This window comes from Streptomyces sp. NBC_00631 (assembly GCF_045206895.1).
Classification (GTDB): Bacteria; Actinomycetota; Actinomycetes; order Streptomycetales; family Streptomycetaceae; genus Streptomyces.
On the sequence record NZ_CP107734.1, the window covers coordinates 6828819 to 6851038 of the forward strand.

The 22220-nt window shown below is 72.1% G+C and carries 18 protein-coding genes, 1 pseudogene and 1 riboswitch; of the genes and pseudogenes, 7 read left to right on the plus strand and 12 right to left on the minus strand.

The window, feature by feature from the left end:
• Window positions 1-23: 23 nt before the first annotated feature.
• From OHB00_RS31490 to OHB00_RS31510, 5 genes are read right to left on the minus strand one after another with little or no spacing between them, the layout of a single operon-like run.
• Window positions 24-1232, minus strand: coding sequence for an FAD-dependent monooxygenase (locus OHB00_RS31490; protein WP_406439707.1), 1209 nt, complete (start codon window positions 1230-1232; stop codon window positions 24-26).
• The gene (locus OHB00_RS31495; protein ID WP_406439708.1) at window positions 1229-2779 is read right to left on the minus strand and encodes a class I adenylate-forming enzyme family protein; all 1551 of its coding nucleotides are present in this window, start codon (window positions 2777-2779) and stop codon (window positions 1229-1231) included. Before OHB00_RS31495 ends, OHB00_RS31490 begins: the two co-directional genes overlap by 4 nt.
• A 29-nt stretch (window positions 2780-2808) precedes the next feature.
• Window positions 2809-4317, minus strand: coding sequence for a benzoate-CoA ligase family protein (locus OHB00_RS31500; RefSeq protein WP_406439709.1), 1509 nt, complete (start codon window positions 4315-4317; stop codon window positions 2809-2811).
• On the minus strand, window positions 4314-6548 hold the full coding sequence (gene pabB / locus OHB00_RS31505) for an aminodeoxychorismate synthase component I (protein WP_406439710.1): 2235 nt from the start codon (window positions 6546-6548) through the stop codon (window positions 4314-4316). The genes OHB00_RS31500 and pabB overlap by 4 nt, the downstream gene beginning before the upstream one ends.
• Window positions 6549-6578: 30 nt before the next feature.
• Window positions 6579-7166, minus strand: a complete 588-nt coding sequence (locus OHB00_RS31510; protein WP_406439711.1) for a hypothetical protein — start codon at window positions 7164-7166, stop codon at window positions 6579-6581.
• 296 nt (window positions 7167-7462) lie between these two features.
• Here OHB00_RS31510 and OHB00_RS31515 point away from each other — a divergent pair, with 296 nt between their 5' ends.
• Window positions 7463-8164 carry a DUF3050 domain-containing protein gene (locus OHB00_RS31515; RefSeq protein ID WP_406439712.1) on the plus strand — a complete coding sequence of 234 codons (702 nt, stop codon included), beginning with the start codon at window positions 7463-7465 and terminating at the stop codon, window positions 8162-8164.
• Between the two features lie 191 nt (window positions 8165-8355).
• Here the strand turns inward: OHB00_RS31515 and OHB00_RS31520 are convergent, their stop codons facing one another.
• Window positions 8356-9375, minus strand: coding sequence for an SDR family oxidoreductase (locus OHB00_RS31520; RefSeq protein WP_406439714.1), 1020 nt, complete (start codon window positions 9373-9375; stop codon window positions 8356-8358).
• Entirely contained in the window at window positions 9372-10421 is a 1050-nt protein-coding gene (locus OHB00_RS31525) for an aldo/keto reductase (RefSeq protein ID WP_406439715.1), read from the minus strand. The genes OHB00_RS31520 and OHB00_RS31525 overlap by 4 nt, the downstream gene beginning before the upstream one ends.
• Window positions 10422-10496: 75 nt before the next feature.
• Between OHB00_RS31525 and OHB00_RS31530 the strand changes: the two genes are divergently transcribed.
• Window positions 10497-11033, plus strand: coding sequence for a TetR/AcrR family transcriptional regulator (locus OHB00_RS31530; protein WP_406439717.1), 537 nt, complete (start codon window positions 10497-10499; stop codon window positions 11031-11033).
• Between the two features lie 187 nt (window positions 11034-11220).
• On the opposite strand, the gene OHB00_RS31535 is transcribed toward OHB00_RS31530, so the two are convergent.
• Window positions 11221-12048: a DMT family transporter gene (locus tag OHB00_RS31535; RefSeq protein ID WP_406446069.1), complete on the minus strand. Its 828-nt coding sequence runs from the start codon at window positions 12046-12048 to the stop codon at window positions 11221-11223.
• Between the two features lie 142 nt (window positions 12049-12190).
• Window positions 12191-13129: pseudogene (locus tag OHB00_RS31540) on the minus strand (hydrolase); the annotation flags it as partial.
• A gap of 292 nt (window positions 13130-13421) precedes the next feature.
• Between OHB00_RS31540 and OHB00_RS31545 the strand changes: the two are divergent.
• Complete coding sequence (locus tag OHB00_RS31545) at window positions 13422-13766, plus strand: hypothetical protein (RefSeq protein WP_406439719.1); 345 nt, start codon at window positions 13422-13424, stop codon at window positions 13764-13766.
• A 7-nt stretch (window positions 13767-13773) separates the two neighbouring features.
• Window positions 13774-14964, plus strand: coding sequence for a glutathionylspermidine synthase family protein (locus OHB00_RS31550; protein ID WP_406439720.1), 1191 nt, complete (start codon window positions 13774-13776; stop codon window positions 14962-14964).
• 93 nt (window positions 14965-15057) lie between these two features.
• On the opposite strand, the gene rocD is transcribed toward OHB00_RS31550, so the two are convergent.
• Window positions 15058-16263 carry an ornithine--oxo-acid transaminase gene (rocD, locus tag OHB00_RS31555; RefSeq protein WP_406439722.1) on the minus strand — a complete coding sequence of 402 codons (1206 nt, stop codon included), beginning with the start codon at window positions 16261-16263 and terminating at the stop codon, window positions 15058-15060.
• Between the two features lie 104 nt (window positions 16264-16367).
• Window positions 16368-16458, plus strand: a riboswitch (ZMP/ZTP riboswitch).
• 32 nt (window positions 16459-16490) lie between these two features.
• On the opposite strand from rocD, the gene OHB00_RS31560 reads away from it, so the two are divergent.
• The 3 genes from OHB00_RS31560 (at window position 16491) to OHB00_RS31570 (ending at window position 19836) form a co-directional block, all read left to right on the plus strand.
• Window positions 16491-17945: a glycine hydroxymethyltransferase gene (locus OHB00_RS31560; protein WP_406439724.1), complete on the plus strand. Its 1455-nt coding sequence runs from the start codon at window positions 16491-16493 to the stop codon at window positions 17943-17945.
• 168 nt (window positions 17946-18113) lie between these two features.
• Window positions 18114-19127 carry a tryptophan--tRNA ligase gene (trpS, locus tag OHB00_RS31565; RefSeq protein ID WP_406439726.1) on the plus strand — a complete coding sequence of 338 codons (1014 nt, stop codon included), beginning with the start codon at window positions 18114-18116 and terminating at the stop codon, window positions 19125-19127.
• 130 nt (window positions 19128-19257) lie between these two features.
• Entirely contained in the window at window positions 19258-19836 is a 579-nt protein-coding gene (locus tag OHB00_RS31570) for a 2'-5' RNA ligase family protein (protein ID WP_406439728.1), read from the plus strand.
• 82 nt (window positions 19837-19918) lie between these two features.
• Here the strand turns inward: OHB00_RS31570 and OHB00_RS31575 are convergent, their stop codons facing one another.
• The gene (locus tag OHB00_RS31575) at window positions 19919-20674 is read right to left on the minus strand and encodes a decaprenylphospho-beta-D-erythro-pentofuranosid-2-ulose 2-reductase (RefSeq protein WP_406439730.1); all 756 of its coding nucleotides are present in this window, start codon (window positions 20672-20674) and stop codon (window positions 19919-19921) included.
• A 23-nt stretch (window positions 20675-20697) separates the two neighbouring features.
• Window positions 20698-22089, minus strand: a complete 1392-nt coding sequence (locus OHB00_RS31580; RefSeq protein ID WP_406439732.1) for an FAD-binding protein — start codon at window positions 22087-22089, stop codon at window positions 20698-20700.
• Window positions 22090-22220: the final 131 nt, after the last annotated feature.

Here is a 22220-nt window from a genome sequence, read left to right on the forward strand (position 1 = left end):
TTCTCCTCCTTCTACGCCACGGCTCAGTATTTCCGGCCCGCCAGCGCCGGTGCCCCGTGCCGCGGACCGTACGGGGCGTGCTCCAGCCAGGATCCGCAGGACGGCACGACCGGCGCCAGCGCCGCCGCCGCGCGCTGCCGCAGCCGTACGATCCGGCGCCGGGGCCGCAGATGGTCCAGGGCCACCCCGGCCGCCTCGCTGTTGAAGAGCGCGGCGGCCCGCCGTACCTCAGCGAACCCGTCCACCGCGTCCGCCTCTCCCGTCGCTGCCGCGACCGCCTCTGCCGCCGCTGCCGCGACCGCCTCTGCCGCCGCTGCCGCGTCGGCGATCCCGCTGTTCATGCCCCGTGCCCCGAACGGCGGGAAGAGATGTGCGGCCTCCCCGACGAGCAGCACCCGCCGGTGCGGGTCGGTGAAGGAGGCCGCGACCTTACGCAGGAAGCGGTAGGTGGACACCCACAGGATCCGGTCCCCGTACCCCTCGCCCACCACCCCGGGCAGCCAGCGGCGGACCGCCTCCTCGGTGCCGTACTCCTCGGCCGGGTCGTCGGCGTGGCACTGGAGGTCCACCTGGAAGCCCCCGGTGAACGGCACCCGCATGACGCTGCGGCCGCCGACACCGGGGTGCTCGTAGTGGAAGACCCGTTCGAGGGGCAGTTCGGCGCCCGGCCGGTCCGCCACGTCGACGACCACGTGGTAGCCCTCGCCGTGCGTGCCCTCCATGGGGATGCCGAGCCCGGCCCGGACCGCGGACCGGGCGCCGTCCGCCGCGATCACGTACCCGCACGTCAGCTCCCGGCCGTCCGCACAGCTCAGCGCGGCCTCCGAGGCGGTGGTACGGACGCCGATCACGCGCGCGTTCCACACGAACTCCACGCCCGCCTCCGCGCACGCGTCCCGCAGGAACCGTTCGGTGTCCACCTGGCGCAGGCTGGTGAAGGGCGGCCGGCCGGACGGGGCCGGGAAGGTGCGTGAGTACACCTCCCGGCCCCGGTACAAGGTCCGTCTGGTGTGCCAGGTACGGCCGTACGAGGTGATCGCCCCGGCCAGCCCCGGCCGCATCCCGTCGAGGAGCGCGAGGGTCTCACGGTGCACGAACAGGGCCCGGCTGCCCGGCCGTTCGCGGTCCTCGGGGTCGGCCTCAAGAAGCATCACCGGCAGCCCGTGCGCGCGCAGCGCGAGCGCCGCCGACAGGCCCACCGGCCCGGCGCCGACCACCACGACCGGGGTCACGCGCGCACACCCGCCGCCAGCATCCGGGTGATCTCCACCCGCTTGACCTTCCAGGTCGCCGTCATCGGCAGCTCCTCGAACCGCCACTGCCTCGGCTCCGCCATCGCCGGCAGGTCGGCGGTCGCCGCCCGCCAGCGCTCCGGGTCCAGTGGGCGCTCCCCGCGGACGCACACCACCGGGACCGGCTCCCGGTCCGCGCCCGGCACGATGACCACCTCACGCAGTTCCTCCAGCCGGTCCATCAGGGTGTCCTCGACCTCCAGGTTGCTGTGCACCGAGTCGATCCGGTCGATCTCCCGGTCGATCAGGTGCAGCGTGCCCGTCCGGCTCCGGTAGCCCATGTCGCCCATCTGCCACCACTCGCCGTCCAGCTGCCGCTCGTACTGGTCGCGGGCGCCGAGGTAGGTGAGGATGCGGCCCCGGGTGCGGGCCTCGATCCGGCCCGGTGTGCCGGGTGCGGCCGGCTGCCCGTCCGGGCCGGTGACACGGACGCGGGTGAAGCCCGGGATGCCGATCCCGACCCGCCGCCCGTCCGCACGGGACACGCTCCGCCGGGTGAACCACTGGAAGGCGACCGGCCCGGTCTCGCTCTGCCCGTACAGCTGGAGCAGCCACGGGCTTCGGCGCTTCGAGGCGTCCAGCAGCCGTCGTACCGTGCGCGGATGGATGGCGTCGAACGTCGAGCCGTACGACTTCACCCGCGACAGCGGGGCGCCGGGCGCGTCGGCCAGCTCCTCCCACAGCACGAAGGTGTTGGGGTGGGTCTCGACGATGCCGGGGCGGTGCCGGGCCAGCATCGGGCCGACCTTCGCCGGCTCCGGGTCGGTGATCAGGAGCAGCGGGCTGCCGTAGTGCAGCAGGACGCCGAGCAGGTGGTAGAAGCGGGAGTGCACGAAGGACATGTGCAGCGCCGCGACCTCGCCGCGGGTGGGCCAGCCCATCGCCTGCTGCGGGACCAGCCGGTTCCACATGGTCTGCGGGCAGTGCACGGCGAGCTTGGGGACACCCGTGGTGCCGGAACTGTGAGTGATCAGGGCGGGTTCGCGCGGATGCAGCCGGATCGCCGGCGGCACCTCGGCGCCGGTGTGCTCCGCCAGGGACACCACGCCGGGCACGCTGTCGACGGTCAGGGTCTGCCGGACCAGGCCCCTGGCCTCCAGGCCGGCCAGTTTCGCCGCGTCCGTGACCAGCCACGGCTGCTGGAGTCTGGCGAGCAGCTTGCCGACCACGTCTGCGGCCAGCGTGGGCGAGAGCAGCACGGGCACCGCGCCGATCCGGGAGACCGCGCAGGTCAGCAGCACGATGTCGACGTTGTCGGTCTTGTGGACGACGACCTGCTCGGCGGGCCGCACCCCGGCCGCCCACAGCCGCGCCGACAACTCCTCGACCGCGTCGGCGAGTTCCGGGTAGCTCAGGCGGACGCCGAGGCCGGGATGGGTGTCCAGGGGCCGGTCCAGGGTGACGAACACCCCGCCGTGCCGGTCGGCCGCCCGCCGGAACAGCGGGCCGAGGTAGAACCCGCGCTCGCCGATGAGGGACTCCTGCATGGGGACGTTCCTTTCAGTCGGGGCCCGGGTCACCAGGCGCCCTGGCGGACCAGATGGCGGCGGAGCTTCCCGGTCGGGGTGCGGGGCAGCGAGGGCAGGAGGCTGACGCTGCGCGGGACCTTGAAGGCCGCCAGCCGTTCCCGGGCCAGCCGCAGCAGCTCCTCCTGGAGCCCGTCCGGCGCCGGGGCGACGGCGGGGACGACGAAGGCCCGCAGCCGTCCGCCGCCGGTCCCGTCCGGGACCACGGCCACCGCGACCTCGCGCACCGCCGGATGGGTGCGCAGCACGGCCTCCACCTCCAGCGGGGAGACGGTGATCCCGCCGACCATCTCCATGTCGTCGGTGCGGCCCAGATGCCGGTAGGCGCCGTCGGCTTCGCGGACCGCCCGGTCGTGGGTGGCCAGCCAGCCGCCGACCAGGGTCCGCGCGGTCTCCTCGGGCCGGTTGAGGTAGCCGGGCGTCAGCGTGGGGCCGCGTACCCACAGCTCGCCCTCGTGGCCGTCCGGCACCGGGCGCCCGTCGCGGTCGCGCAGCTCCACCTCGAAGCCGGGGACGGGACGGCCGACGGTGCCGGGACGGTTGTGGCCGAGGCTGTTGGCGCAGAACGCGTGCCCGGCCTCGGTGGAGCCGATCTGCTCAAGGAGCGGGGCGCCCAGCAGCTCCGTGACCCGGTCGCCCAGCCCGGCCGGCAGCCCCTCGCCGGCCGACACGGCGGCCCGTACCGAGGCGAAGCACGCCTGGTGCCCGGTGCCCCGGTCGGCGACCAGCGCCGCGTACGCGGACGGCACCGAGTACAGCAGGGTCACCCGGTGCCGGGCGACCAGCTCGTCCACGGCGGCGGGGGCCGGACGCCGGTCCACCAGGACCGCGCTGGACCCCGAGAACAGCGGGAAGACGAAGGCGTTCCCGAAGCCGTAGGCGAAGTACAGCTTGGACACCGACAGGGTGACGTCGTCCTGCGTGACGCCGAGCAGCCGCCGCCCGATCAGGTCGTGGTACGCGGCCGGGTGCGTGTGCGTGTGGACGACACCCTTGGGGCGGCCCGTGGTGCCCGAGGTGTACTGCACGTACAGCGGGCCGTCCGCGTCGACCGGGTGCGCGGGCGCCGGTTCGGCGGCCGGGGCGAGCGCGAGGAGCTGGTCGGCGCCGAGCCGGGCGTGCCGGGCGAAGCGGTCCTCCAGGCCGGGTCCGGTCAGGCAGAGCACCGCCTGCGTGTCGGCGGCCATGAACGCGTGGTCGGCGGCGGGCAGTTCGGGGTTGACCAGGACGGCCACGGCCCCCAGCCGGGCGATCGCGAGAAAGGCGACCACCCAGGCGATCGAGTCGGGCAGCGCGAGCACCACCCGGTCGCCTGGGGCCACGCCCTGTGCGGCGAGGACGGTGGCGGCCCGCGCCCCGAGGTCGTGCACCTCGCCATGGGTCCAGGCGCGATGGCCCTGGTGGAAGGCGGGGCGACCCTGCCAGCCCTGCCGGTCGGCGAGATCGGCCAGCCGGGCGGCGAGGTTCACGGTGTCCGTGCGGGACAGCGGCAGCGTCATCGGGCGGCCTCCTGCACGGCGTCCGCCGCGGCCGACGCCGTGTGCTCCCGCAGCGCCCGCATCTGCGCGGCCGTCTTCAGCAGCATCTCGTCGTACTCGGCGGCCGGGTCGGAGTCCAGGACGATCGCGCCGCCCGCGCCCAGCTGCATCCGGCCGCCCGCCATCACGGCCGTACGGATGACGATGCTGAGGTCCGCGCCCCCGCTGCACCCGAGGTAGCCGAGTGCCCCCGAGTACACGCCCCGGGCCTCGGTCTCCAGCGTGTCGATGATCTCCATGGTGCGCAGCTTCGGGGCGCCGGTCATCGACCCGCCGGGGAAGCAGGCGCGCACGCAGTCCACGGCGTCGGTCCCGGCCCGCAGCCGTCCGGTCACGGTGGAGACCAGCTGGTGCACGGTGGCGTACGACTCGGTGACCATGAGGCGCGGGACCCGGACCGTTCCGGTACGGCAGACCCGCCCCAGGTCGTTGCGGAGCAGGTCGACGATCATCAGGTTCTCGGCGCGGGTCTTGGCGTCCGCCGCGAGCGCGTCCCGCAGCCGCGCGTCCTCGAACGGGGTCGCCCCGCGCGGCGCGGTCCCCTTGATGGGCTTGGCCTCGGCCACCCCGTCGCGGGTGATCCGCAGGAACCGCTCCGGCGAGGACCCGGCCACGTCCAGGTCGCCGAAGCGCAGGAAGGCCGCGTACGGCGCCGGGTTGACGCGCCGCAGCTCCCGGTAGAAGGCGTACGGGTCGGGCGGGGCGGGCAGCCGGGCCGCGTTGGTCAGGCAGACCTCGTAGCTGGTGCCGGCCCGCAGCTCCCGCCCGCAGGCCTCGATGTCGGCGAGGTAGGCGGCCCGGTCGCGCACCAGCCAGGGTTCGGCGGCCTCCAGGTCCGGTTCCCCGGCGGCGGGCGGGGCCGGCCGGGGGGCGGGCGCCAGGAAGCTGAGCTGGGCCAGGGTGTCCGTGAGCCACTCCTCGGCCGCCTGCGCGGCCTGCGGGGTGTCCTCCGCGAGGCAGACCGCGTAGGTGACGTCCTCCTCGTGGTCCACCGCGATCAGCCGGTCCGCGAACAGCCAGCAGGCGTCCGGTGTCTCGGCCCGGTGCGTGTTCGGGGAGCCGCAGTCGGCCTTGGCCTCGTAGCCGAAGTAGCCGACGTAGCCGCCGGTGAAGTCGAAGGGCAGCCCGTCCGCGTCCACCCGGCGGCTGCTCAACTGCCGCTTCAGGTAGTCGAAGACGCTCGCGGACACCTTCCGTGCCGGCCGTCCGGCCCGCTCGACCACACACCGTCCGGCCGTGACGTCGTAGCGCACGAACTCGGCGAGCGGGCCGCTGTCGTCGCCCAGGAAGGAGAAGCGTGAGCGGCCCTCCTCGACGAGCGAGCTGTCCAGCCAGAACGCGCGGGGCGAGGCGGCGAAGAGGCGGCTGAAGGCGGCCTCCGTGTCGACGGCGCCGGCGATCTGCCGGGTGTGCAGACGGTGGGCGGGCCCTTCGGCGTGGCGGGGGCGGGGGATGGTCGCCCGGGCAGAGTGCCTCGCACGGGAGGCGACAGCCGGGAGCTCGGCCCCTGCCGCGCCTGCGGCGCCTGGGGTGCCCACCGCGCTCGCCGCAGCCCTCGGCCGGGGGATCGCCGCCTCGGCCGGCGGGACCGCGGTGTTCTTGCTCCGCGCTCTGCGGGCCCGGCGGGCGGTGAGGTTGCGGAAGTTCACCAGCATGCGGTGGCCGAACTCGGTGAGCACCGACTCCGGGTGGAACTGCACGCCCCACAGCGGCCGTTCGCGGTGCCGCAGCCCCATCAGAACGCCGTCCTCGGCCCAGGCGGTGGCCTCCAGGACGGCGGGCAGCGGCTCGTGCACCGCGAGGGAGTGGTAGCGGACGGCGGTGAAGTTCTGGGTCAGCCCCTCGAAGAGGTCCCGCCCGTCGTGCCGCACCCTGGTCAGGTGCCCGTGCCTCGGCTGCGGGGCGGGCGCCACCCGGGCCCGCTCCCCGAGCGCGATGCCCTGGTGGCCCAGGCACACGCCGAGGACGGGGACCGTGGCCTCGGCGATCACGCGGGCGCTGACGCCGAAGTCACGGCCGTCGCCGGGATGTCCGGGCCCCGGCGACACCACCACGTTGTCGAACTCCGCGAGAGCGGGCAGCGCCGGCTCGTCATTGCGGATCACCACCGGTTCCTCGCCGTTGACCTCAGAGATCAACTGGAACAGGTTGTAGGTGTACGAGTCGTAATTGTCGATGAGCAGGGTCTTCACCCGCCCACCTCCCTCGGGTCGTTCCCGGGCCTACGCGGCCCGTCGTTTGTGCCGCCCGCGCAGGGCCTGGAGCGGGGGATACAGCCATTTCTTGAAGAAACGCTGAAGTCGCGGCATGAGAATCCACGTGACAAGCGCTGTCACGCAGAGGCAGAGCACCAGGGTGCGGATAAGCGGATTGAGGCCGCCGAGATGGGGAATCACGATGATATTGAAGAGCAGGACCGGCGGAAACACCGCGCTCATGTTGATGAACCACAGTTTCCATTTCGCCGGCGGGGTGGGTGGCGGCGGTGCGGGCGGCGGCCCGGCCAGCGAGTCGAACCACTCCTTCGACCCCCGTACGCTACGGCGCCCGGTGGGCCGGGCGATGCCGTCGGCGCGGCTCTCCCACTGGCCGCGATCTGGGGAGTTCTCCCAGTCCAGCGCAGAGTTCTCGGTGGCGAACCGATACACGACATGCCATTCCGCCTCCTGGTCGACTAGGACGCCGCCGCCGAGGAACCCCGGCCGGCGGGCGCTCGCGCCCAGCATGGCCCACCCCCAGGAGTGGAAGTCGGCCTCGCGACCCGGCATCACGTGATAGGCCACGGTGACGGTGACGGGATTACTGGTCACGGTGTGCTTTACGGAATGGACACAACTCGCGTTCAAAGATTCAACGACCTTTTTTGTTGTCCGTATCGTGGCTCTTTATAGCGCTTTCTGTGCGCTTGCTGTGGTCTGCCGCCCACTACTTCCGGTAACCGGCGCGTAATTCCGGAAAGTGGTTGCCGGGTCGGTCGCGAAGGGCGCACGATCGCCGTCCAAGAACGAAGGAGGCCGCCATGTCGAGGTACGTCTGGAATTTGACCGAAGAGGGTCGACAGGCAATCGATCAGGCGCGTTCCGTGATCGAACCGGCGCGAAAAGAAGTGACTGCACACCCGCTTTACCAGCGGATATCCGACCGGGAGCACCTGGCCATTTTCATGGCCCACCACGTGTTCGCCGTCTGGGACTTCATGTCCCTGCTGAAGTCGCTCCAGCGGGAGCTGACCTGTGTGGACGTCCCCTGGGTCCCGCGCGGCTCCGCCGTCGCCCGCCGACTCATCAACGACATCACGCTGGTCGAGGAGAGCGACGAGCTGAACGGCGGCTTCACCAGCCACTTCGAGCTGTACCGCGCGGCCATGACCGAGGCGGCCGCCGACACCGCCCCCGTCGACACCTTCGTCGCGCTCCTCGCCGAGGGCCACGACGTGCCGGCGGCCCTGCGCGTGGCCCAGGTCCCGGTGCCGGCGGCCGCGTTCGTGCGCACGACCTTCGGCATCATCGCCGACCGCCCGCTGCACTGCCGGGCCGCCGCCTTCGCCTTCTCCCGCGAGGACCTGATCCCGGACATGTTCGACCAGGTCATCAGGGAGGAGGGCACCGACCGCTTCCCGCTCTTCCGGGACTACCTCGCCCGCCACATCGAGGTCGACGGCGAGGAACACACCCCCATGGCCCTCCAGATGGTGGCCGACCTGTGCGGCACGGACGACCGGCGCTGGCACGAGGCCACCGAGACCGTCCTGGTCGCCCTGGAGGCGAGGTCCCGCCTGTGGGACGGGATCACGACCGCGATGGGGTGAGCGCTGCGGCCGGGGCGCGCCCTCACCTCCTGGGGGGCCTGCCCCCACGCCTCGCGCCGGGTAGCCCGACGGCGCAGGGCGGAGCGGGTTGCCGTGCCGGACCGGAGCCTCCCGTCCCGCTCACCCGCCGGGCAGGCGGGCGCCCCCGGACCGGACGCCGGCGTGGTCGCGGGACCGACGGCACGAGCCGGTCAGGTCCCGATGCCGTGGGCGAGGAGGCTCTCGGCGGTCTCCGCGATGGTGTCCTCGACGGGACGCGCCCGCCACCCGAGAAGCCGTTCCGCCTTGGCGCTGGTGGCGTCGAGATCCCGGCCGAGCTGGTGCCGCAGCAGCCGCAGTTCCGGGTTGACGACGCCCAGCGTGCGCGCGAGCCATACGGGCAGTTCACGGGTCGGGGCGTTCGCGGCGCGCTCACCCAGGCGGTCCCGCAGAATGCGCGCGATCTCGACGACGCGCAGGCTGTGCCCGGCGATGGCGAGGAAGCGCTCGCCGGCGGCCGCCGGATCGGTCATCGCGCGCAGGTGCAGATCCGCGACGTCGCGCACGTCGACGAAGCCCATCCCGAAGGGAGGGCACGCGGGAACCCGTCCTTCGAGCATTCTGCGCACGAGACGCAGGGATGGGGGGTCGTCCGGGCCGAGCAGTGGTCCAAGGACCCCCACGGGATGAACCGCGGCCAGTTCCAGACCAGCGCCTTCGCCTTCGACGAACTGCCAGGCGGCGCGCTCGGCGAGCGTCTTGGACCGCTGGTAGGGCGGGATGTCGCTGTCGAGGTCGGTCCAGTCCTCCTCGGTGAAAGGGGTCGTGCGCCGGGGGTGCCCGATCCCGATGGCGCCGAAGGCGCTGGTCAGGACGGCCCGCCGCACGCCGGCGCGGTGGGCGGCGCGCAGCACCCGCAGGACGCCTTCCCGGGCCGGGACCACCAGCTCGTCGCCGGCCGGCATGTGACGCAGGGTCGGCGAGGCGACGTGAAGGACGAAGTCGCAGCCGGCGACGGCATCGTCCCAGCCGTCGGGGCGTTCGAGGTCGGCGCGTACGACCGTGAGCCGGTCGTCGTCGAACGGCGCGGCCGCCTGCAGCCAGGAGCGCAGTGCCGGTTCGCGCCGCAGGTCGCGGACTGTGGTGCGCACGGGGTGCCCGGCGTCGAGCAGGGCGAGGACGCACCAGCTCCCGATGAATCCCGTCCCTCCGGTGACCAGTACCGGGTTCATGCCAGAGCCATTCCGGGAACGCGCTCGCGGATGGCTTCCATCTCGGCTTCGTCCGAGACGCCCTGCCAGTCGTGCCGCGGGGTGTAGGGGGCCTCAAGGGCGCGCATCTCGTCGTCGGTGAGTTCGACATCGAGGGAGGCCACGGCCTCGTCGATCTGCCGGATCGAGCCGGCGCCGACCAGCGGCGCGGTGACGACCGGCCGGCGTCGCAGCCAGGCGAGTGCGACCTGCGCACGGCTGACGCCGTGAGCGTCCGCCACCCGCCCGACCGCGTCGATGATCGCGCGGTTGGACGCCTCCTGCTCGGGGGCGTAGAGCAGGTCCGCATACGCGCCGTCCGTCTCGGAGCGCGCCGTCGAACGGGCGTCGTTCCACGCGCGGGTGAGGCGGCCGCGGGCCAACGGCGACCAGACGACCGTGCCGATGCCCTCGTCCAGGCACAGCGGGATCATCTCGCGCTCCTCCTCGCGGGCGAGGAGGTTGTAGTGGTCCTGCATGGACACGAACCGCGCCCAGCCGTTGTGCCTCTGCAGGTGCAGGGCCTTCGCGAACTCCCACGCGTGCATGGACGAGGCACCGAGGTAGCGCACCTTGCCGGCCTTCACGAGGTCGCTGAGCGCCTCAAGCGTCTCCTCCCACGGGGTGGAGTTGTCGTTGCGGTGGATCTGGTAGAGGTCGATGTAGTCGGTACCGAGACGGCGCAGCGAATGGTCGACCTCCGTCATGATCGCCTTGCGCGACAGCCCCCGTCCGTTCGGTCCCAGCCGCATGGGGTGGCGCAGCTTCGTCGCGATCACCACGGCGTCACGGTCGGCGAAGTCCCTGAGCGCCCGGCCGAGGATCTCCTCGCTGGAACCGTTCGAGTACATGTTCGCGGTGTCGAAGAAGTTGATCCCCGCCTCCACCGCGTGCCGGATGAGCGGTCGCGCGTCCTGTTCGCCCTTCGACCAGACGGGGTGTCCGCGGCCGGGCTCGCCGTAGGTCATCGCGCCGATCGCGATCGGTGACACGTCCATCCCTGTCGTGCCGAGCTTGATGTACTGCATGATGCCCCTCTAAAATAAGTGGAGAACTCTCCGGATAACGTAGTGGAGAACTCTCCACTTAGCAAGTGAGGTCCTGTGGTCCGTTCAGATGCCCGCGAGAACCGGGCACGCATCGTCGCGGCCGCCCGCGAGGCGTTCGCCGAGGACGGCGGTGTCTCGATGAACCGGGTCGCCCAGCGCGCAGGCGTCGGCGCGGGCACCCTGTACCGCAACTTCCCCACCCGCGAGGCGCTGGTCCTGGCCGTCTACCAGGAAGAGATGACGCGCATCACCGGCACCGTGCCCGACCTGTTGGCCCGGATGCCGCCACTTGAGGCGCTCCGCCGCTGGACGACCGACCTCGTCGAGGCCATGCGCAGAAAGCACGGCCTCGGTGACGCCCTCAGCGCCGGCGCGCACCAGGCGATCACCGAGCAGAGCTACGGCCCCGTCATCGCCGCCCTCACACAACTCCTCGACGCCGGCAAAGAAGACGGCACCATCCGCGAGGACGCCGATCCCGGCGACTTTCTCCAACTGACCGGCGCCCTCTGGCGCGCTGCGTCCACCCCTGAAGACCGGGCTCCCCGCATGCTCGCGCTCGTCCTCGACGGACTCCGCACGCACCGGTAGACGCCGGGCACCGGACAGGGCGACGGAGCAGCCCCTCCCGGTGGCACGGCCGGCCCTGCCTCACGTCGCCGTCGTGCCGCCAGGTCGCCCGGGTCGCCCGCCCGGGCGGTCTGCGCGGGCAGGGACGGGACTTCGTCTCCATGGGGGACGCGGCGGAGACGCCCGCCTCGACAACCGCGTCGGCCGCTCACTCCTCCTCGGCGGTGACCGGCGCCTCCCCGAACCGTCCCAGCGCCAGCGCCCCCGCCACGGCCACCGCGAACCCGAGCACCGCGAGCCAGGCCAGCCCCTCCCGGGTGCGGTCCCCGAGCCACACCACCCCCACCGCGGCCGGGCCGATCGTCTCCCCGATGACCATGCCGGCCGTCGCCGTGGTCACCGAGCCGCGCTGCAGGGCCGAGGTCAGCAGCATGAAGGCGCCGCCGCCACCGGTCAGCAGCGCATAGGTCGCGGGGTTGGTGAGCAGCTCGGCAGGGCGCAGGGTGTCGATCAGCCGCACCGACACCTCCACCACCCCGAACCCGAATCCCGCCCCCAGACCGAGCACCAGGGCCCGTCCCCGCCCGGTCAGCCGCCCGCCGGCCAGGCCGAGCAGCAGCACCCCCACGGCCGTCCCCAGCATCACCCACTTCAACGTCGTCGACCCGGCCCGGTCCCCCTCGGGACCCGACGCCAGCCCCAGCATCGCGAGCCCCGCGCACACCACCCCCACCGCGGCCCACTCCATCCCGCTCAGCCGCACCCGCAGCAGCCGTGCCGCGACCACCGCGGTCACCGCGAGCGAGGACGCCAGGGCCGCGCTCACCGCGTAGATGGGCAGCGACCGCAGCGCCAGGATCTGGAACACGAACCCCAGTCCGTCCAGCCCGAGCCCGACGACATACCGCCACTGCCGCACGGCCCGCAGCAGCAGCGCGGCCTCCCCGCCGGCACCGTCACCGGCCGCCCGCGCGGCCATCGCCTGCAGGACCGTCGCCGTACCGAAGCAGATCGCCGCCGCGAGGGCGCACACCATTCCGAAGAGCACAAAGGGACTGTAGGGGAGGGGAGCGTGCGGTGATCGGCGGGAAAGTAAGAAGCGGGCCCGGCACGACCCGGACCCGCTCCCTCCCCATGCGCCCCCCGTGCGCCTGGAGCCTTGGACTCCCTTGACGTCAGCTGGCGCCGGCCAGCCAGGCGGTGGCGTTGAGGGCGAGGGCGGCGTTGGTGGCGCCGCTGTCGTTCCAGCCGTCGTACAGCGTGTTGCCGGACTGGCCGGTGCCGTCGTCGATCGGGGAGCTGTCGCCCCAGAAGGCGACCCGGCCGCTGCCGAAGGTGCTGGTGGCGAAGAAGGCGCCGGTGTTGCCGGAGTAACCGCTGCGGTACACCAGGCCCTTGACGTTCGCGTTGTCGGCGGGCTTGAGGGTCGCCGTCGTCCCGTCGGCGATCAGGCTCTTGGTGACCGTGCCGAAGCCGCCGTGCAGCACCGCGTTGCCGCTGTCGCTGATGGCCTTCGGGTAGCCGGAGCTGATGTCGAGCGAGTCGATGGAGAAGCCGAACGGGTCGGTCGAGTCCACGCTGTTGTTCGTCATCAGGTCGTTGAGGATCTCGACCGCGTCGTAACCGTCGTTGTTGCGGTCGGCGCCGGTGTGGTCGGAGATCATGAACAGCCCGCCGCCGGCCTTCACGAAGTTCATGATCGCCGTCTTCTCGGCGGTGGTGAACCTGGTGTTGGGCTCGGGCAGGACGAGGGCGTCGAACTTGGACAGGTCGGTCGAGGACGAGCCGCCGTACGCCAGCGCGCTGGTGGCGGTCTTCAGGCTGTAGTCGCCCGTCTTCTGCAGGGCGATGCCCCACGACGACAGCGCGCCGGTCCAGTCCTTGTCCGAGGACGGGGAGGAGTCCTGGGTGAGCGGGTCGGGCTTGCTGGTGGAGATGATCCAGTCCGCGTTGCCGGCCTCCTCGGCGTGGCCGTCGTCGAAGAGGACGTTGTAGGTGGTGGCCGCGTGGGCGGGGGTGGCGGCGTGGGTGGCCTGGACGGCGGCACCGGCCGTGAGCAGGCCGAGGACGGTCAGGGCCGTGGTGAGTTTGCGGCGCGAGGCGGCGAAGCCGGGCATCTGTCATTCCTCCATCGGTGGGGGGTGCGAGAGGGATGGCGGTGCGGGTGGTGCGTCGGTCGTCCATGACCGGATGCGCTGGTCATGGAGGGTTCTGCGCGCGTAGAATCCGAGGTTGATCGTTCACCTGTGGGCAGGCTGGACGGTACCCGGGGGCGCGGGGCGCGGACAGGATCCCCGGCGGCTTCACATTGTTTTCTTACCTGGACATGACAAGTCTGGCTGCTGCGGTGGCTCGAAACCGCTCGTCTAAGCTGTCGCCGAACATCGCATCGCACGGGGGAGCACCAACATGGCGGACGCACGCCGGCAACTGCGCTCGGGCACGGTCGTCCTCGGCGGCATGGGCCTGCTGGCCGCCGCCCTGACCGCCTGCTCCGCCGATCCGGACAAGCGCTGCGTCGACCGCGACAGCTACACCGCCGCCAAGGGCTACCGGGTCGTCGCCGACAAGAACTGCACCTCCGCCAAGTCCGCCGTCGACGCCGGCTACTACTACGGCGGCAAGAAGAAGAGCGGCTGGGTCAGCGACGGCTCCTTCACCAAGCCGCGCAGCGGTTCGGGCGGCTCGTCCGGCGGCGGCCACAGCGTCAAGCGGGGCGGCTTCGGCAGCGGCCACGGCAGCTCCGGCGGCTGACCGCGCCGTGGAACGCCGCACGGCCGAACCCCGCCCCGACTGGCAGCGGACCGTCGAACACCAGGGGCTGATCTACCCCCTCACCCGCCACCCCGACGGCGAACTGCGCCCGTACTGGGACGAGAGCGCCTACTACGCCTTCACCCTCGACGAGGTGGAGACGCTGGAGGAGACCGTCGAGGAACTGCACGCGATGTGCCTGACGGCGGCGGACCACATGGTCACGCACAACCGCTTCGCCGACCTGGGCATCACCGACCCGCGGGTGGCGGCGGCCGTGACCGAGTCCTGGCACCGCCGAGCCGAACTCCCCTCCCTCTACGGCCGCTTCGACCTCCGCTACGACGGCGCGGGCCCGGCGAAGCTCCTGGAGTACAACGCCGACACCCCCACCTCCCTCGTGGAGGCCGCGTCGGCGCAGTGGTTCTGGATGGCGGACCGCTTCCCGGGCGCCGACCAGTGGAACAGCCTTCACGAACGCCTGGTCGCCGCCTGGCGGAAGCAGGGCCGGCTCCTCCCGCCCGGCGCCCCGCTGCACTTCGCCCACTCCTGCGCCGACGAACTCGGCGAGGACCTGATGACGGTCGCGTACCTCAAGGAAACGGCGGAACAGGCGGGTCTCGCCACCGACTGGATCTCCATGGAGGAGATCGGCTGGGACACCCTCACCGGCCGCTTCGTCGACAACCGGCTCCGCTTCATCCGGGCCTGCTTCAAGCTCTACCCGTGGGAGTGGCTCACGACCGACCCCTTCGCCGGCCACGTCCTCGACACCGTGGACCACGGCGGCGGCACCGGCACAACCATGTGGATCGAGCCCGCCTGGAAGATGCTCCTGAGCAACAAGGCCCTGCTGGCGGTCCTCTGGGAGCTGTATCCGGGCCACCCGAACCTGCTTCCGGCATACCTCGACGGACCGAGAGAGCTCGCGACCACGCACGGGTACGTGAGCAAGCCGCTGCTGGGCAGGGAGGGGGCGGGCGTGCGGTGGCACGCACCGGGCGCCGAGCCCGTCGTACGGGAAGAGCCCTGTTGCTACCAGGAGTTGGCCCCGCTGCCCGACTTCGACGGCAACCACGTGGTGCTGGGCGCATGGGTGGTGGGCGAGGAGGCGGCGGGCCTGGGCATCCGCGAGTCCCAGGGCCTGGTGACGGACGACTACGCCCGCTTCCTGCCGCACGTGATCCTGCCGGCCTAGGGGCGTGGGGCTGTAATGAATGTGCGGCTACCGCCGCGTGGGCGCGACCCCCCCCACCACCCGCAGTCGCGGACGGCCTCAGGCGGCACCCCTCTACGCACTCAAAACCCCCCACAACTGCTCGACCCCCCACTCCAGGTCCTCCTCCTCCACCACCAGCGGCGGGGCCACCCGCACCGTCACCCCGTGCGCGTCCTTCACCAGCACCCCCCGCTCCATCAGCCGTTCCGCCACCGCCCGCCCCGACCCCACCCGCGGATGCACGTCCACCCCCGCCCACAGCCCGCGCCCCCGTACCGCCGTCACCCGTCCGCTCCCCTTCATCTCCGCCAGCCGCCGGTGCAGCAGTTCCCCCAACTCGGCCGCCCGCTCCTGGAACTCCCCGGTCCGCAGCATGGCGATCACCTCAAGAGCCACCGCACAGGCCAGCGGATTCCCCCCGAAGGTGGACCCGTGCTCCCCGGGCCGGAACACCCCGAGCACCTCCGCGTTCGCCACCACCGCCGACACCGGCAGCACCCCGCCCCCCAGTGCCTTCCCGAGGACGTACATATCCGGTACGACCCCCTCGTGCTCGCACGCGAAGGTCCGCCCGGTCCGTCCCAGCCCCGACTGGATCTCGTCCGCGACGAACAGCACCCCGCGCTCCCGGGTCAGCTCCCGCACCCCCGCCAGATAGCCCGCCGGCGGCACCACGACCCCCGACTCGCCCTGGATCGGCTCCAGCAGCACCGCGACCGTGTTCTCGGTCACCGCCGCCCGCATCGCCGTCAGGTCCCCGTACGGCACGATCTCGAAGCCGGGCGTGTACGGCCCGAAGTCCGCGCGGGCCTCCGGATCGGTCGAGAAGCTGATCACGGTCGTGGTACGCCCGTGGAAGTTCCCGCCGGCGACGACCACCTTCGCCATCTCCGCCGGGACGCCCTTGACCCGGTACCCCCACTTCCGGGCGGTCTTCACCGCCGTCTCCACGGCCTCCACCCCCGTGTTCATCGGCAGCACCATCTCCATCCCGCACAGCTCGGCCAGCCGGGTGCAAAACGCGGCGAACCGGTCGTGGTGGAACGCCCGGGACGTCAGCGTCACCCGCTCCAGCTGCGCCTTCGCCGCCGCGACCAGCCGCGGGTGGCCGTGCCCGAAGTTCAGCGCCGAGTAGCCGGCCAGGAAGTCCAGGTACCGGCGCCCCTCGACATCCGTCATCCAGGCGCCCTCGGCCGTCGCGATCACCACCGGCAGCGGGTGGTAGTTGTGCGCGCTGTGCGCGTCGGCGGCGGCGATGAGGGCTTCCGTACTGGTCACTGCGGCTCCAGGGAACGCGGCGGGATTGCCCCCTTTCCTACCCTCTGACCCTGCCCGACTGGTGGACGCCACGGCCCTCGGGCCCGGCGTGGCCGGTAATGTGACCTGCGGGCCGTGACTGGCGCGCTGGGATGGGACCGACCATCGGGGAGCGGCCCGCGTTGTGACCGAGTGCCGTGCGCCTGGGCCGAACCGTGAATGCCGAACGCCATGTCCGGAGGTCCCGAATGTCTGACACGTCCGCGCCCCTGTCCACCGAGTCCAAGGCCTACCGTGCCGCCCTCGACGTGATCCGTGCCGTCGAGCCGCGGGTCGCCGACGCCATCGGCCAGGAGGTCGCCGACCAGCGCGAGATGCTCAAGCTGATCGCCTCCGAGAACTACGCCTCCCCGGCGACCCTGCTCGCGATGGGCAACTGGTTCAGCGACAAGTACGCCGAGGGCACCGTCGGCCGCCGCTTCTACGCCGGCTGCCGCAACGTCGACACCGTCGAGGCGCTCGCCGCCGAGCACGCCCGTGAGCTGTTCGGCGCCCGGCACGCCTACGTCCAGCCGCACTCCGGCATCGACGCCAACCTGGTCGCCTTCTGGGCCGTCCTCGCCGACCGCGTCGAGGTCCCCTTCCTGCAGAAGACCGGCGCCCGCCAGATCAACGACCTCTCCGAGGCCGACTGGGCCGAGCTGCGCCAGGCCTTCGGCAACCAGCGGATGCTCGGCATGTCCCTGGACGCGGGCGGCCACCTCACCCACGGCTTCCGGCCCAACATCTCCGGCAAGATGTTCGACCAGCGCTCCTACGGCACCGACCCCGCCACCGGCCTGATCGACTACGACGCGCTGCGCGCCCAGGCCCGTGACTTCAAGCCGCTGATCATCGTCGCCGGCTACTCGGCGTACCCCCGGCTGGTGAACTTCCGGATCATGCGCGAGATCGCCGACGAGGTCGGCGCGACCCTCATGGTCGACATGGCGCACTTCGCGGGCCTGGTCGCCGGCAAGGTCCTGACCGGCGACTTCGACCCGGTCCCGCACGCCCAGATCGTGACCACGACCACGCACAAGTCGCTGCGCGGCCCGCGCGGCGGCATGGTCCTGTGCGACGACTCCCTCAAGGACCAGGTCGACCGCGGCTGCCCGATGGTCCTCGGCGGTCCGCTCCCGCACGTCATGGCCGCCAAGGCCGTCGCCCTCGCCGAGGCCCGCCGGCCCGCGTTCCAGGACTACGCGCAACGCATCGTCGACAACTCCCGCGCGCTGGCCGAGGGCCTGACGCGCCGGGGCGCCACCCTGGTCACCGGCGGCACCGACAACCACCTCAACCTGATCGACGTCGAGACGTCCTACGGCCTCACCGGCCGCCAGGCCGAGTCCGCCCTCCTCGACTCGGGCATCGTCACGAACCGCAACGCGATCCCCGCCGACCCGAACGGCGCCTGGTACACCTCCGGCATCCGTATCGGCACCCCGGCGCTCACCACCCGTGGCCTCGGCACGGCCGAGATGGACGAGGTCGCCGGCCTGATCGACCGCGTCCTCACCGCGACCGAGCCGGGCACCACGAAGTCCGGCGCGCCGAGCAAGGCCTCCCACGTCCTGGACGAGAAGGTCTCGACGGAGATCGCCCAGCGCGCGACCGACCTGGTCGCCGGCTTCCCGCTCTACCCGGAGATCGACCTCGGCTGATCGATCCCGGTAAGGGGCAGCGCGCCCCTTCGGGGGCGGGGCCGCGTTCATGTGCGGCTCCGCCGCGGGGCGCGACAAGCCCCCACCGGGCCCGCGGTCCCCCGCGCCCCGAAACCACCCCCACCCGACGGGCCATTCCCACCCTCACCCTCTGAGAGAATGGTGAACATGGCCTCTGATCGACCCCGCGTGCTCTCCGGCATCCAGCCCACCGCCGGCTCGTTCCACCTCGGCAACTACCTCGGCGCCGTCCGCCAGTGGGTAGCCCTCCAGGAGACCCACGACGCCTTCTACATGGTCGTCGACCTGCACGCGATCACGGTCCCGCAGGACCCCGCCGACCTGCGCGCCAACACCCGGCTCGCCACCGCCCAGCTGCTCGCGGCCGGCCTGGACCCGGACCGCTGCACCCTCTTCGTGCAGAGCCACGTGCCCGAGCACGCCCAGCTCGCCTGGGTCATGAACTGCCTCACCGGCTTCGGCGAGGCCAGCCGCATGACCCAGTTCAAGGACAAGGCGGCCAAGCAGGGCACGGACCGCGCGAGCGTCGGCCTGTTCACGTACCCCATCCTCCAGGTCGCCGACATCCTGCTCTACCAGGCCCACGAGGTGCCGGTCGGCGAGGACCAGCGCCAGCACGTCGAGCTCACCCGTGACCTCGCCGAGCGCTTCAACGGCCGGTTCGGCGAGACCTTCACCATCCCGAAGCCGTACATCCTCAGGGAGACGGCGAAGATCTACGACCTCCAGGACCCGGCGATCAAGATGAGCAAGTCGGCGTCCACGCCGAAGGGCCTCATCAACCTCCTCGACGACCCGAAGGCGACCGCGAAGAAGGTCAAGAGCGCGGTCACCGACACGGACACCGTGATCCGCTACGACACCGAGAACAAGCCGGGCGTCTCCAACCTGCTCACCATCCACTCCACCCTCACCGGCAAGTCGATCGCCGAGCTGGAGCAGGAGTACGAGGGCAAGATGTACGGCGCGCTCAAGACCGACCTCGCCGAGATCATGGTCGACTTCGTCACCCCGTTCCGGGAGCGCACCCAGCAGTACCTGGACGACTCGGAGACCCTCGACTCGATCCTGGCCAAGGGCGCGGAGAAGGCGCGTGCCGTCGCCGCCGAGACGCTGGCCCAGGCCTACGACAGGGTCGGTTTCCTGCCCGCCAAGCACTGAGCGAGGCGAAGCGCTGCACATCACTTCGGCCACGGCTGCCCGGGTGGCGGCCGTGGCCGTACAGTCGATAGCCGGACGGCCGGGTACGAACCCGACATGCCTCCGCCCATCACGACCGACGGGAGACGACGTGGGGACCGTAACGATCGGCGTGTCGATCGCGGTCCCGGAGCCTCATGGCAGCCTGCTCCAGGAGCGGCGCGTGGGCTTCGGCGACGCCGCGGCCCACGGCATCCCCACGCACGTGACCCTGCTGCCTCCTACGGAGATCGCCGACGGGGAGTTGGCGGCCGTGGAGGCGTACCTCGGCGAGGTCGCCGCGGTGGGGCGGCCGTTCCCGATGCGGCTGTGCGGGACCGGCACGTTCCGGCCGTTGTCGCCCGTGGTGTACGTCAGGATCGTCCAGGGCGCGGACGACTGCGCGTGGCTTCAGGCACGGGTGCGGGACGGGTCGGGGCCGCTGGCCAGGGAGCTGCAGTTCCCGTACCACCCGCATGTGACCGTCGCTCATGGGATCGACGAGGCCGCCATGGACCGGGCGTTCGCCGAGTTGGCGGACTTCGAGGCCGAGTGGTCCTGTATGGGGTTCGCGTTGTACGAGCAGGGTGCGGACGGGGTGTGGCGGAGACTGCGTGACTACGCTTTCGGGGGCTCTGTCGTTCCTCCTCAGGTGGGGCATGTGGAGCGGGGGAGTATCGCCAGTCGGTAGGCCGCGGGTCGTGTGTGGTGGCTCGCGCCCACGCGGCGGCAGCCGCATGTCGAACACAGCCCCGCGCCCCTGAAGGGGCGCTTCAGATCGGTAGTCTCCGGAACAGGCCCCGCGGTGCGTGCCGTAGTGCCGACATCACCACCCTCAGGGCCCCCGGCACCCACACCACCTCCGACCGTCGCCGCAGGCCCACCTCGATGGCCGTCGCCACCGCCTCCGGAGTCGTGGCGAGCGGGGCTTCCTCCAGGCCCCGCGTCATCTTCGTCCGGACGAACCCCGGCCGTACGACCATCACGTGCACGCCCGTGCCGTGCAGCGCGTCGCCCAGTCCCTGCGTGAAGGCGTCCAGGCCCGCCTTGCTGGAGCCGTAGATGAAGTTGGAGCGGCGGGCGCGTTCGCCGGCGACCGAGGAGAGGACCACCAGGGAGCCGTGGCCCTGCGTCTGCAGGGCCCGGGCGCTGACCAGGCCCGCCGAGACGGCTCCCGTGTAGTTGGTCTGGGCGACGCGCACGGCGTTCACCGGCTCCCGCTCGTCGGTGGCCTGGTCGCCGAGGATGCCGAAGGCGAGCAGGACCAGGTCGACGTCGCCGTTGGCGAAGACCTTGCCGAGGGCCGTCTCGTGGGACTCGGGGTCGAGCGCGTCGAAGGGGACGGTGTGGACGTCGGGACCGAGGGCGCGCAGTTGCTCGGCGGCCTGGTCGAGCGCGGGGGAGGGGCGGCCGGCCAGCCAGACCGTGCGGGTGCGGCGGGCGACCAGCCGGCGCGCGGTGGCCAGCGCGATCTCCGACGTACCGCCGAGGACGAGCAGGGACTGGGGCATTCCGAAGGCGTCCTTCACTGCAACTCCTGAGGGCTGGGGGACTAGAGACCGAGGCGGCGGGACAGGTCGGAGACGAACACCCCGCGCGGGTCCAACTCGGCCCGCAGGGAGCGGAACTCGTCGAGGCGGGGGTACATCGCCGTGAGCAGTTCGGGGCGGAGCCGGGCGTCCTTGGCGAGGTAGACGCGGCCGCCGGCGCCCGCGACCTCCTCGTCCAGTTCGTCGAGGAAGGCGCCGAGGCCGGGGAGGGCGGCCGGGATGTCCAGGGCGAGGGTCCAGCCGGGCACGGGGAAGGAGAGCCAGCCGGGGTCGGCGTCGCCGAAGCGTTTGAGGACGGCCAGGAAGGACGGGCAGCGGCGCTCGGAGATCCGGGCCACGATCCGGCGCAGGGCGGCCTCCTGGCCGTGGCCGACGACGAACTGGTACTGGACGAAGCCGGCCCGGCCGTAGACGCGGTTCCAGTGCGGGACGCCGTCCAGAGGGTGGAAGAAGGCGGAGATGCGCTGGAGTTGCCCGACTCGCGCGCGGGGAGCCTTGCGGTACCAGAGCTCGTTGAAGAGGCCGACGGTGGTGCGGCCCAGGAGGCCGTCGGGGACATGGGCGGGGGCGGCCGGGAGCTGGCGGGGGTGGAAGGCCAGCGGGGCGCGCGCGGCGCGGGTGTGCTCGCCGAGCGCCTCCCGGGGCGCGTGGTCGGCCCGGGTGAGCACCGCGCGTCCGGTCGTCGCCCCGCGTGCGAGCAGGTCGATCCAGGCGACCGAGTAGCGGTAGCGGTGGTCGGCCGCGGTCAGGCGGGCCATCAGGTCGTCGAGGTCGGTGGCGCGTTCGGTGTCGACGCACATGTACGACGTCTCGACGGGGAGGAGGCGGACGGTCGCCGTGAGGATCACTCCGGTCAGACCCATGCCGCCGGCCGTCGCGTCGAACAGCGGGGTGCCGCGGCTCACCGTGCGGACCTGGCCGTCGGCGGTGAGGAGTTCGAAGGACAGCACGTGACGGGAGAACGATCCCGAGACATGGTGGTTCTTGCCGTGGATGTCGGCGCCGATCGCGCCTCCCACCGTCACCTGGCGGGTCCCCGGGGTCACCGGGACGAACCAGCCGAGCGGCAGCAGCACCTCCATCAGGCGGTGCAACGAGACCCCGGCGTCGCACAGCACGGTGCCGCCGTCGGCGTCGATGGCGTGGATGCGGTCGAGGCCCGTCATGTCGAGCACGGCGCCGCCGGCGTTCTGCGCCGCGTCGCCGTAGGCCCGTCCGAGACCCCGTGCGATACCGCCGCGCGCCCCGCAGTTCCGGATCGCGTCCGCCGCCTCCTGGTAGGTCCGGGGGCGGATCAGACGGGCGGCGGTGGGGGCGGTGCGGCCCCAGCCGGTGACCGGGACGGTGGTCTCGGGCGCGGCGGGACCTGCGGGCCCTTCAGGCTTTCCAGGCATGAGGACGACCGTATCGCTGCCGTATGGGTGTTATGTGAGCCATAGGGGATTGGTTACGGAAGATCACCCGACTCCTCGAAACGGGTGATTATCCGAATGTCGCTCCATATGGTCGTAGCTTTGGCGGGGTG